This window comes from Nitrospirota bacterium (assembly GCA_016214845.1).
Classification (GTDB): domain Bacteria; phylum Nitrospirota; class Thermodesulfovibrionia; order UBA6902; family UBA6902; genus SURF-23.
Genome location: JACRMS010000027.1, coordinates 18,051 through 30,330, shown reverse-complemented (window position 1 = coordinate 30,330; position 12,280 = coordinate 18,051). Strand labels below are relative to the sequence as shown.

Sequence of the window (12,280 nt, the reverse complement as noted above, 5' to 3'; positions counted from 1 at the left end):
CCATTGGCAATACAAAAGGGAATATGTTAATCTTAGTGGTAATAACGCGATATGGAGGGACGTAATTTGTATAAAAGTATAGTTATTTGGGTCTTATTCGGCTTGATGATGATACTCGCCTTCAATCTCCTCGATACATCCAAGCCCGATGACGAGATTGTCTTTTCCGATTTCATGACAAAGTTACAGCAGGGCGAGGTAACGGAGGTCACCATAAAAAAACCGGAGAATGTAATAATAGGCACACTGAAAAGCGGGGCGAAATTCAAGTCATACGCCCCTGATTATCCCGACCTTATAAAAGAACTGCGAGATAAAGGCATAAAGATTTCCGCAAAGCCCGATCACACGCCGTGGTATCTGAATATCCTTTTCAACTTTGGCCCGGTCATTCTGCTTGTCTTTCTATGGGTGTTTTTTATGAGACAAATGCAGACCGGCGGCAACAAGGCGCTCTCCTTCGGAAGAAGCAGGGCCAAGCTTGTCTCTGAAAAAGGGATAAAAATAACCTTCGCTGATGTGGCCGGGATCGAAGAGGCCAAAGAAGAGGTCCAGGAAATCATACAATTTTTGAAAGACCCACAGAGGTTCCAGAGACTTGGCGGGAAAATCCCCAAAGGCGTGATGCTTGTGGGCCCTCCCGGTTCCGGAAAGACGCTTCTTGCGAGGGCCATTGCAGGCGAAGCAGGCGTGCCGTTTTTTTCAATCAGCGGCTCTGATTTCGTAGAGATGTTCGTCGGTGTCGGCGCATCAAGAGTACGCGACCTGTTTGATCAGGCAAAGAAGAGTTCACCGTGCATTATTTTTATTGATGAAATTGACGCCGTGGGACGTCACAGGGGCGCCGGACTCGGAGGCGGTCATGACGAACGCGAGCAGACGCTGAACCAGCTCCTGGTGGAGCTTGACGGTTTTGATCCCAATGAAGGCATTATCGTGCTTGCCTCCACAAACAGGCCCGACGTGCTGGATCCCGCGCTTTTGAGGCCCGGAAGATTTGACAGGCAGGTGGTTGTGCCTCATCCTGACGTAAAAGGAAGGCTTGAGATAATCAAGGTCCACATTAAGAAGATCCCGCTTGATGAAAATGTAAACATGGAAGTGCTCGCAAGGGGAACGCCGGGATTTTCAGGCGCAGACCTTGCCAACCTTATTAATGAAGCCGCGTTGAATGCAGCCAGGAAGTCAAAGACAAAAGTCGAGATGGTGGACTTTGAAGACGCGAAAGACAAGGTCATGATGGGCAAGGAAAGAAAGAGCATGATCCTGTCTGAAGAGGAAAAGAACAATACGGCGCACCATGAAGCAGGCCACGCACTTGTGGCAAAGCTGACCCCGGGGACCGACCCGCTTCACAAGGTCAGCATTATCCCGCGCGGCATGGCGCTTGGCATAACACAGCAGCTTCCTATTGATGACAGATACACTTATTCAAGGGAACACATTTTAAACATGCTGGCGGTTTTAATGGGCGGACGGGCGGCTGAAGAGATCGCCCTTGGACATATGACAACCGGAGCCGGCAATGACCTTCAGAGGGCCACAGACCTCGCGAGAAAGATGGTCTGTGAGTGGGGGATGAGCGACAAGCTGGGGCCCCTTACTTTTGGGAAGCGCGAGGAGCAGATATTCCTCGGCAAGGAGATCACGAGACACAAAGATTATTCCGAGAGGACCGCGGAAGACATTGACGAAGAGGTCAGGACCATTATCACTGAAAGATACGAATATGCAAAACGTCTCCTCGTTGAGAACAAGGCGACTCTCTTTAAGGTCGCGCAGGCCCTGCGTGAAAAAGAGACCCTTGATGCCGCTGAAATAGAGGCCATAATTCAGGGCACAAACGGTAATTCTCCAAAATCTGAGACAGCAAGCGAAACAAATATCGCCTCGGAAACATCGTCTTAGATTAAGTTTATTGAATATCTTATTGATTTTAATTCTGTCACCCTGAACTCGTTTCAGGGTCTTTTTTTTTTGCGGAGGCTGCTTGAAACTCAGTTGGAAAAACTTCAGTTTTGACTTCTCACAGCGCACCTACATCATGGGGATATTAAACGTCACTCCGGATTCATTCTCTGACGGTGGTAAGTATTTCGACAAAAATAAAGCTGTTGAGCAGGCGCTCAGAATGAGGGATGACGGCGCTGATATCATCGATATCGGAGGAGAGTCCACGAGGCCCGGCGCGGAGAAGATCTCCGCGAAAGAGGAAATAAAGCGGGTTGTGCCTGTCATTGAGGCGATTACAGATAAAATTAAAATCCCGGTATCAATTGATACATACAAGTCTGCCGTTGCGGAAGCTGCCATCCCGGCAGGGGCTTCCATGATAAATGACATCAGCGGATTGAGATTTGATCCTGAGATGCCGCGCGTTGCGGCAAGACATAAAGTGCCTGTTGTAATCATGCACATCAAAGGCGCCCCGAAAAACATGCAGAAAAATCCTGTCTACGATTCTCTGGTCCCTGAAATAATTGATTACCTGAGAGAGGGGATCGCGATTGCAAGGAACGCAGGGATCGCTGACGATAAGATCATTATTGACCCCGGCATAGGTTTTGGAAAAACTGTCGAACACAATCTTGAGATCATAAAACGCCTGAACGAATTCACCGGCCTTGAGAAACCGGTCCTTTTAGGACCGTCAAGGAAGGCCTTCATCGGTAAGGTCCTCGGAGGCATTCCTGTTACTGAAAGGATCGAAGGAACAGCCGCTGCCATTGCCATAGGAATATTCAACGGCGCGAACATTATCAGGGTCCATGACGTCAAAGAAATGGCCCGCGTGGCAAAGATAGCGGATGCTATAAGAACAGGTATTGTTGGATAGTGTCTGTCTATAACCTCGGTTTTTCTGTCTGTCATTCCGGCAGTCCTTAAGCCGGAATCCAGTTTTTTGAATGCCGTCTGGATGCCCGATTACAGACTTCGGGTATGACAAAAATACAAAATGGCAATTATAGACTTAGAACCTGCCTCATTAAAGTTTCCAAAAAATTTTTCCGATATATTAGTTGAAAACTTAATAAACCAATATCTATATTTGATAACTTTTAAATACAGGGAGGAACTAATGAAAAAAGAACTTGGGGAAAAGGGCTTCACTCTCATCGAGCTTTCGATAGTGATGATAATCATCGGGCTATTGATCGGGGCTGTTCTGAAAGGGCAGGCGATGATTGATGACGCCAAAAATAAAAGACTGATGAACGACCTGCAGGGAATAAGCGCCGCTTACTTTACCTATTATGACAGGTATAATACTTTACCCGGCGATGATACCAGCGCCCGTGGGTGGGGAATTGGCACTGGCGATGGAGATGGTCTCATCGAAGGCACTATCGGCCCTGTTCCTGCGGGAGAATCGCAGAGGGCATGGCGGGCACTTCGGAATGCTGGGCTGCTTGCAGGTGATCCTGCAACAACCGGTGCAGCTGCGCTTCCTTCTCATCCGTTTAATGGGAGATATGGTGTCCTTAACAGGAACTTCGGAACTGCAATAGGCACAAGAAATTTTATTCAGGCCACAGGCATTCCGGGCAGGATTGCCGAGATAGTCGATATAAAATTTGACGACGGGGTTTACACTTCAGGCACAGTTCAGGCAAGCGCTGCTTATACCACAGCTACGGTTGATCTTTATTATGGATTATAAATAAAGTGCAGGAAATGTGTAGAATGAAAAAGGGGTGAGAAATCACCCCTTTTTGCTTGGTTGGTTGAAAATTATTTGCGATGTACAGGACAATTTTCATAAAGCTGACAGGGATAATCGGGTTGGCGCTCGTGCTGTGCGGATACTATCTTTTCTGGATCTCGCCTGATACACAAATGGGTGAGGTAATAAGAAGGACGAGGACCGCGATACTGGTGAACCTGATCGGGAATATAATGATCGTATTTTATCTCTACAAGAGGCAGTCGTGAGGTTAGAGACAGAAGCAAGAATTGAACAATTAAAAGAACTGGATTCCCGTTTTCACGGGAATGACGCTCTGACAATGAATGGACCAATCCCCAATCCCCAATCCCCAACCCCTTGTTCAAACGGTTTCACCCTCGTGGAGCTTGCGATAGTTCTTGTCATCGTCGGATTGCTGATCGGCATGGGCGCGGGAATGATCGGCCCGCTGACCAAAAGGGCAAAGCTGAATGAGACGAGGAATACGGTTAAAGAGGTTTACGAAACAATTTCAGGATACGCAACAGCCAACAAAAGACTGCCGCCTACACTCATGGCTCTCAGTACAAAAACTATCGATTCTTACAACACGGGTTTAGTGTACCGCCCCGCAGGCGGAATAACAGGCGCAGATCTTTGCACTACACAAGGGACATACCTTACTGTAAATGACAGGGGAGTAAATAAGACAAATGTGGCGTTCATTGTATTCAGCCAGGGTGAGAACATGTGCAATCAGACCGGCATTGCCTCACCGTTTACCATATCCGACACAGGAGTGACGATCGCGTGCCCTCAGGACGCCGGCGCCGGTTACGATGACACAGTGATGTACATGGACATTAACACTCTGAGGCAGCAGATATGCAATTCCTTCAGAATAGTAACGGACAGCCTGCCGACAGGGACAGAAGAGGTTGCTTTTCCTGCTTCTGTTCTGGAGGCAACTGACGGATCGACCCCCTATCAATCATGGAATATTACCGGCTCACTTCCAACGGGACTATCGTTACAAACATCAGGGACCTGCGGCATTACTACCTGTACCCAATCAAATCCCTGCATTTGCGGGACCCCAACCGCAGACGGAAGTTTCAATTTTACAGTTACAGTAACAGATGCGGAGGGAAGGTCAGCAACAAAAAGTTTTTCGATCACCATCAATCCGAATGATCCGAGGATAACTACAGAGGTCCTGAGTTATGGAACAGTGGGACTGGGTTATACAGCAACAATCAGCGCCACTGGCGGAAGTTCTTCATACACGTGGACCCTGACGTGTCCTTCAGCGATTACCTCAAAAGGAATTACATGCAGCGGAAACACAATAACAGGGACACCGGCATCTGGAGCGGAAGGCACTCATCAGATCAGCGTGACCGTTACCGACAGCGGGGGAAGGACAGCATCTAAAGATCTTTCACTTGCGATCAACCCTGCCGCAGCCAGCGCCTCGCAAACTGCGTACAGTGTCTGGAACAATACCGGCGCGCGGCGCGACTTTACGGTTGGCAGCACGTGCAGAAGGGTTAACAATAACTCTGAAATTACAACCAGCACATCAAAGCTCAATTCCGGTGGGACCATTTATCGGTACTCTACAACTGACGGGTCCTGCGGGGGCGCAGTTCAGGCGCTATTATCATACAGTTCAGCGGAATCGGCTGACATCAATAAAAATGCCCGGGTAAATTTTACGGGGACCGACAGGTAAACTACACCAGACCAAGCACGATCTCTCTCTCTTCAATATTGACGCGCTCTATCCGCACATTGACTTCCTTGCCGACGGAGAATGTTTTCTTCTTCCGCCTGCCGATGAGACGGTAGGTCTGCTCGTCAAACCTGTAATAGTCATCCGGTATTGAAGAGACGTGAAGAAAGCCCTCGACAAAAAATTCCTTCAACTGGATTCTCATGCCCTTGGATGAAATATTTGAAACGATGCCGGTGTATTCGTCGCCGACCTTGTCTTTCATAAACCACACCCTCATCGCATTGACTATCTCTCTTTCAGCCTCGTCCGCGGTCCGTTCCGTTTTTGAGGATTGAGCGGCTATCTCCGGCAGGAGTTTCTCGAAATACTCCCTCTTCTCCTTTGAGATCTTTTTCCTGCTCAGGGCCTCCTTGAGTATCCTGTGGACGACAAGGTCTGGATAACGCCTGATTGGAGAAGTAAAGTGAGTGTAGCTTTCAGAGGCAAGTCCGAAGTGTCCCGTGTTTTCAGTAGAATATTTTGCCTGTTTCAAAGAACGCAGGAGCAGAATATTCAGCAGCGTCTCCTCGACAGTCCCCTGTATCTTTTTCAGGAGAGTTTGAAAAGTCCCGGCATCCGGCTTTTTGAAATGCAGGCCGAACGATTGAAAAATGGGCCTTAGCTCATCGAGCTTGTGAGGGTCGGGCTTTTCGTGTATCCTGTAAATTGACGGCAGCTCAAGGGCCTCAAGGTGGGAAGCAACGGCCTCATTCGCCGCTATCATGAATTCTTCAATTATCATATGCGCGAGATTGCGCTCAGCCCTGCCGATTGCCTCCGGCCTTCCCTGTATATCAAGGAGCACCTCCGGCTCCGGCAGATCAAAATCAAGACTGCCCCTCTTCATCCTCTGCGTCCTCAGTATGTCGCAAAGCTCTTCCATCATCACGAAGCTTTCAATGAGGTATCCGTATTTTTCGCGCTCAGCGCTGTCGTGGTCCACAAGTATCTTCTTTACAGACGTATAAGTCATCCTCTCGTTGCTGTTAATGACGCTTGGATAGAAGTCTTTTTTCAGTATCCGGCCCTTCATGTCAAAGTGCATCTCGGCAGTGAAAGTCGGCCTGTCCTGACGCGGCACAAGGCTGCATAAATTGTTTGAAAGTTTTTCCGGGAGCATCGGGATCACGCTGCCGGGGAAATAAACGCTTGTGCCCCTGCGCCTTGCCTCCAGGTCAATCGCGGAATCCCACGGCACGTAATAACTCACGTCCGCAATGTGGACATGAAGGAGGAAACCGTCCGCTGTCCGGCTGATCGATACCGCGTCGTCATAATCCTTTGCAGTCTCCCCGTCAATGGTCACGGTCAAAAGGCTGCGGCAATCTACCCTCTTCCGCATCTCAATTTCTCCGGACAGCTCTTTAACCTCGGAGAGCACAGCGGCAGGGAATTTCAGGGGAAGGGAGAATTCTTCGATGATCATTTCCACTTCGTGTACCGGTTCAACAATGTCAGGCAGGATTTTTAATATCTTTCCCTCAGGCGGCTTTATCGCGCTCGGATACGAAGTGAGTTCTACGACTACATTATTGCCACTCTTTGCCCCAGCCCTGTTTGCGGGGCTGATCAATATGCCGACCGGTATCTTCCTGCTCTTCGGTTTTACATAGAACATGTTTCCGTCGCGGGTAAACGTGCCCACCACTTTCTTCTGAGCGCGCTCAAGGATCTTTATAATGCAGCCTTCCCTTCTCGCGGGGCTGTCTACGCGGGCGATAACTTTGTCACCGGACATTGCGCCGGAAGTTTTTCGAGGCGGAATAAAAAGGTCCCGTTCACCGGGCTTGTCGGGGATCACAAAACCGAACCCGTCCCTGTGCGCCTCAAAATATCCGGTGGCGAGATTCAACTGCGCTACTATTCCGTAAAGGCCGTAACGGGTCTTGAAAACATCTCCTGACTGGACCAATGATTTCAGTGACCTCTTGACAGTCCTGTTTTCTTTCTTGGGAATGCCCAGCGCGATCGCGATCTCCCGGACGCTCACGGGCCTTGCGGTAGTCTTAATGAAACCAAGGATGGCTTCTTTTTCCTGAATGTCTTTTGGGATCATGAGAAAATTATATCACGCTTGCCTGTCATCCCGCCCGGCATAAAGTCAGGTGTGAACTCAGGCAGGAATAAGATAAGGCACCGTTGATTTTTTATTTTTCCTTTTTCGCCCAGATGAATATCTCATTCACCATTGCTTCAATGGTCGCCTCTTTGGGCATGATGCTGACTTTCAGCCCGGCCTTCTCCACTGCCTTTGCAGTGACGGGGCCGATCACTGCAATCGCAACGTCTTTCAGAAGGCCGTCAGCGTCGCCCCCGGTGATTTCCATGAAATTTTTAAAAGTGGCGGCGCTTGTAAATGTAGCGATGGTGATCTTCCCCTCTTTCAAAAATCTTCTTATCCTCCGCCCGTGGGTTTCAGGCTTCACGGCCCTGTACGCTGTAACAACATCAATCTCCCCGCCAAGCTCACGAATTTTCTGAGGAAGAATTTCCCGTGCCGTCTCTGCGCGGGGGAGAAGGAATTTTAACCCTGCTAATGAAGAAGTTGGGAGGTTGAGAGGTTGAGAAGTTGAGCTTTTCTCATCTTCACATCTTCTTAACTTCTCAGCTTCTTTCAAAAACGCACAGATAAGTCCTTCCGCGTTAAACTCCTCCGGCACAAGATCAACTTTTATTCCTAATTTATTAATTGCCTCCGCGGTCTTTGATCCTACAGCGCATATCTTTATCCCTTTCAGGTCCCTGATGTCCCTGTCTCTCTCAAAAAGTCTATTGAAAAAATATTTAACGCCGTTTGCGCTTGTAATTATCAGCCAGTTGTAAGACTCTATTTTATCAATCGCCCTGTCCATCTCTGCCCAGTCCACTGGAGGGACGATCTTTATGGTGGGGAAATCTATTATTTCAGCGCCTGATTCTTCCAGCGTGTCGAATCCGTAAGAGTGTTCCCTTGTAACAAGTATCCTCTGGCCGAACAGCGGTTTTTTCTCATACCACTTGAGGACCTCTCTCAGTTTTACAACATCGCCCACAACCATGACCGCCGGGGGCTTGATGTCGTTTTCCCTGACGAGTCCAGGAATGCTTTTTAGATCTCCAACGAGCGTGGTCTGTTCCGGCCTTGTTCCCCAGCGCACAACGGCGACCGGGGTCTCAGGTTTCCTGCCGTTATCGATAAGCTGCCGGCAGACGTGGGCGATATTTTTTACCGCCATGAGAAACACAATGGTCCCCACCCCTGTTGCAAGCCTTGCCCAGTCAATGGAGCTTTCCTTTTTATTTTCATCTTCATAACCGGGGACGATCGCGAGCGATGAGGAATACAATCTGTGAGTAAGCGGTATCCCGGCATAAGCAGGCGCTGCGATCGCAGAGCTGACCCCGGGGACGATCTCAAACTCAATGCCTTCATTCGCCAGGGTCTCTGCCTCTTCTCCCCCTCTGCCGAAGACAAAAGGGTCGCCGCCTTTTAACCGGCAGATGGTCTTTCCTTCCTTTGACTTTTCAACAAGGGTCCTGTTTATCTCATCCTGCGTCATCGTGTGATGACCGCCGCGTTTGCCAGCGTAAATGAACTCGGCGTCGCGGCTTATGTAATTGAGGACCTGCGCGTTCAGATGGAAGTCATAAACAACAACTTCGGCCTTCTGCAGGCACTTGAGCCCCTTCACCGTAAGGAGGCTGATATCACCCGGGCCCGCGCCGACTATGTAGACTTTTCCTTTTTGCATGTTTGGATTAAATCAAAAAATAAATTGTCATGCTGAACTCTTTTCAGCATCTATTTGAAGTCACTATACGATGAGACCCTGAAACAGGTTCAGGGTGACAAAAACACATTTGTAAGTAGTCTCAAACGATATTGATGATAACATAATCATCTGCTGTTCGGGTAGGAAAGAAGGATTTTTTTCAGGCGTGCGGCGTGAAGCATGTATAGCGGGAAAATGAAAGCCGCTGGTCCATTTTACAAAACAGACCAGCGGAGAGTATTCGTTCCCTAAACCTTATTTACCATTTCACGGAGCTCTTTGCCGACTTTGAAGAACGGGACCTTTTTGGGAGGCACTGCGACGGAGGTGCCGGTCTTTGGATTTCTTGCCTGTCTTGCGTTTCTGGCCCTGAGCCTGAAATTGCCGAAACCCCTGATCTCAACCTTATCGCCTTTTGCAAGGGCTTCCTTGATGCTTTCAAACATGGTCTCAATTATAACTTCAACCTGCTTCTTTGAGAGCCCTTCAACCTTCCCGGAAACTTTTTCAATAAGAACTGATTTAGTCATATATACCTCCCTTTAAAAATAATCTGATAACAAAATTCAAGTTAGTTGTATGTTGCCAGTCAAAAAGCTGATAGCTGACAGCCATCAGCTTGTGGTTACGGTGTCATTAAATATTTTAAACTGACACCCTGAAAGACGCTGCCCATAAGATTTTTCGGCAGTTCTCCTTTGAGCATGTCGATAAAGCTGAACTTCTCCTTCTTCTGAACAACCTGAGGCTCGCCTTTTATGCCTGTCAGCTCACCTGCTAACATAATAGCATCCTGAAGGTTGCCTATTTCATCAACAAGCCCTACTTCCTTTGCCATTCTGCCGGTAAATATCCGACCGTCGGCAAGTTTTTTTATTTGTTCAAATTTAATCCCCCGGCCCTCTGAAACGGCTTTAATAAACTGGTCGTGCACGTCGTCAAGGACTGTCTGGAGGATCTCTTTCTCTTCAGGCTTCAGAGATTTGAAAATGGATGCCATGTCTTTATGCGCGCCGCTTTTTATCACCTGTGTTTCAACGCCAATTTTCTGCATAAGGCCTGAGATGTTCGGGATCTCCATGATCACCCCGATAGAGCCGGTCAAAGTCCCGGCGTTTGCCACTATCTTGTCCGCCGGAGCGGATATGTAATAGCCCCCTGAAGCGGCCACAGTCCCCATTGAAACGATGACCTTCTTCTTTTCTTTTATCTTTTTGATTTCTTCATATATCTCCTGAGACGGCGCAACTGCGCCGCCGGGACTGTCTATCCTCAGGACAATAGCTTTTACGGAGCTGTCTTTTGAATGCTCCTTTAATTCCTCAATGACATCGGTGGAATCAAGGATCACGCCGGTGACCCGCACCAGCGCGACTTTATCTCCCAACGAAACCTTGCGCGAAACAGTCATCACAAGGCTCAGGATTAAAATCAGGACGAAAATTACAGCGAAAAAAATCAGGACCTTCTTCAATTTAAAAACTCCAACCCCGGTTTAGCCGATCATTGTTTTCATCGTGAGGTCTATCTTCCTCTCGGCGGGATTAACGTTAAGGACCCTCGCGGTCAGCTCAGTCCCTTTCTTGAACAGGTCTTCCATCTTCTCGTCGGGTTTTTTATCGAGTTCGGATTTATGTATCAAGCCTTCCACCCCGTCTTCAAGCTCTGCAAAGACACCGAAATCCGTTACGCTTACAACCTTAACATTCACGGTATCGCCAAGTTTGTATTTGTTCGGGATCTCACCGGCCCAGGGATCAGGTGTAAGTTCCTTTAGCCCGACAGAAATACGTTCCTTCTCCGGCTCAATATTTAATACAACAACTTCAATCTGCTGCCCTTTCTTGAGTACGTCTGATGGATGTTTTACGCGCTTTACCCATGATATGTCTGAAATGTGGAGCAGCGCGTCAACCCCCTCATCAAGAGCGATAAACGCCCCGAAATCCGCAAAGCTTTTAACCTTGCCTGAAATCTTTTGTCCGACGGTGTATTTACTCCTAACAACATCCCACGGGTTCGGCTTGAGCTGTTTTATGCTGAGGGATATCTTCTTTTCTTCCTTGTTGACTTTCAGTATGGCTGCCTCGACCCTGTCTCCAACGGTAAAGAATTTTGAAGGTTTTATGGACTTTTCCACCCAGTCAAGCTCTGATACATGGATAAGCCCTTCTACTCCTTCTTCAAGCTCGACAAATACTCCGTAATCAGTAGTTGTAATGACCTTGCCGAGGACCTTCTGGCCGGACGGATATTTTTCATCCACTAAATTCCATGGATCCGGCCTTTTCTGTTTGTAACCGAGTGTGACCTTTTCAGTCTCAGGGTTAAATGTAAGGATCACAACTTCAACAGTGTCTCCGACAGTGAATAATTCTCCGGGGTGGCTGATCCTGCCCCAGGACATATCAGATATGTGCAGAAGGCCGTCCACTCCTCCAAGGTCTATAAATGCCCCGTAATCCGTGAGGTTTTTAACAGTCCCTTTTACTATCGCGCCTTCTTTTAAAACGGTCAGTGTTTCTCCCCTGAGCTTGTTCCTTTCCTCTTCAAGCAGGGCGCGTCTTGATACGATAACATTTGAGCCTTTGTGAGTAAGATTAATTATCTTAAACGGGCAGCTCTTCCCAATAAGCTCATCGGTATTCTTGGGGGCCTTCAAATCAATCTGCGAGCCGGGAAGAAATGCGCTTATCCCGCCGATGGACACAGTCAGCCCTCCTTTTACCTTTCCTGTGATCTTGCCGTCAACGGGCACTCCTTTGTGAAAAGCGTCTTCGAGCATGTCCCATGTCCTGATACCCTGGGCCTTGAGCCTTGAGAGTTTTACAAAGCCGTCCGAATCATGAAGGTTCTCAACAAACACCTCCACATCGTCTCCGGGTTTCAAACGGGTCAGCTCATTTTCCAGCAGCTCACTGAGAGGGATAAAGCCCTCACACTTGGTCCCTACATCAACAATAACTCCGTCGGGCTTGACCTTTAGAACATTGCCCTTTACTATTGCCCTCTCCTTCAATCCCTTGAAGGTGTTCGCATAAAGTTTTTCAAAATCTTCCACTTGTGGTTCCATTGTTATATATT

At 48.2% G+C, this 12,280-nt stretch carries 10 protein-coding genes; 5 read left to right on the top strand and 5 right to left on the bottom strand.

The genetic code is table 11. The features are described from left to right. The first annotated feature begins 51 nt into the window (after window positions 1–51). The 5 genes from HZB61_08995 to HZB61_08975 all read left to right on the top strand — a co-directional run bounded on the left by HZB61_08995 (window position 52) and on the right by HZB61_08975 (window position 5,402). Window positions 52–1,908 carry an ATP-dependent metallopeptidase FtsH/Yme1/Tma family protein gene (locus tag HZB61_08995; GenBank protein ID MBI5056737.1) on the top strand — a complete coding sequence of 619 codons (1,857 nt, stop codon included), beginning with the start codon at window positions 52–54 and terminating at the stop codon, window positions 1,906–1,908. 136 nt (window positions 1,909–2,044) lie between these two features. Then, window positions 2,045–2,836, top strand: a complete 792-nt coding sequence (gene folP, locus HZB61_08990; protein ID MBI5056736.1) for a dihydropteroate synthase — start codon at window positions 2,045–2,047, stop codon at window positions 2,834–2,836. A gap of 243 nt (window positions 2,837–3,079) precedes the next feature. Next, a complete protein-coding gene (locus tag HZB61_08985; GenBank protein ID MBI5056735.1) occupies window positions 3,080–3,661 on the top strand; it encodes a prepilin-type N-terminal cleavage/methylation domain-containing protein in 582 nt (193 codons plus the stop codon). An 80-nt stretch (window positions 3,662–3,741) separates the two neighbouring features. Next, window positions 3,742–3,933: a hypothetical protein gene (locus tag HZB61_08980; GenBank protein MBI5056734.1), complete on the top strand. Its 192-nt coding sequence runs from the start codon at window positions 3,742–3,744 to the stop codon at window positions 3,931–3,933. Beyond that, window positions 3,930–5,402, top strand: a complete 1,473-nt coding sequence (locus HZB61_08975; protein MBI5056733.1) for a prepilin-type N-terminal cleavage/methylation domain-containing protein — start codon at window positions 3,930–3,932, stop codon at window positions 5,400–5,402. Before HZB61_08980 ends, HZB61_08975 begins: the two co-directional genes overlap by 4 nt. Before the next feature lies 1 nt (window position 5,403). Here HZB61_08975 and rnr read toward each other — a convergent pair whose 3' ends face one another. From rnr to rpsA, 5 genes are all read right to left on the bottom strand, one after another. Further along, on the bottom strand, window positions 5,404–7,500 hold the full coding sequence (rnr, locus tag HZB61_08970; protein ID MBI5056732.1) for a ribonuclease R: 2,097 nt from the start codon (window positions 7,498–7,500) through the stop codon (window positions 5,404–5,406). Between the two features lie 91 nt (window positions 7,501–7,591). Continuing rightward, entirely contained in the window at window positions 7,592–9,175 is a 1,584-nt protein-coding gene (cobA, locus tag HZB61_08965; GenBank protein MBI5056731.1) for a uroporphyrinogen-III C-methyltransferase, read from the bottom strand. A gap of 269 nt (window positions 9,176–9,444) precedes the next feature. Beyond that, window positions 9,445–9,726 (bottom strand): integration host factor subunit beta, encoded by a 282-nt coding sequence (locus HZB61_08960; GenBank protein ID MBI5056730.1) that lies wholly within the window; start codon window positions 9,724–9,726, stop codon window positions 9,445–9,447. Window positions 9,727–9,821: 95 nt separating this feature from the next. Next, on the bottom strand, window positions 9,822–10,607 hold the full coding sequence (gene sppA, locus HZB61_08955; GenBank protein ID MBI5056729.1) for a signal peptide peptidase SppA: 786 nt from the start codon (window positions 10,605–10,607) through the stop codon (window positions 9,822–9,824). Between the two features lie 84 nt (window positions 10,608–10,691). Further along, window positions 10,692–12,269 (bottom strand): 30S ribosomal protein S1, encoded by a 1,578-nt coding sequence (gene rpsA, locus HZB61_08950; protein MBI5056728.1) that lies wholly within the window; start codon window positions 12,267–12,269, stop codon window positions 10,692–10,694. Window positions 12,270–12,280: the final 11 nt, after the last annotated feature.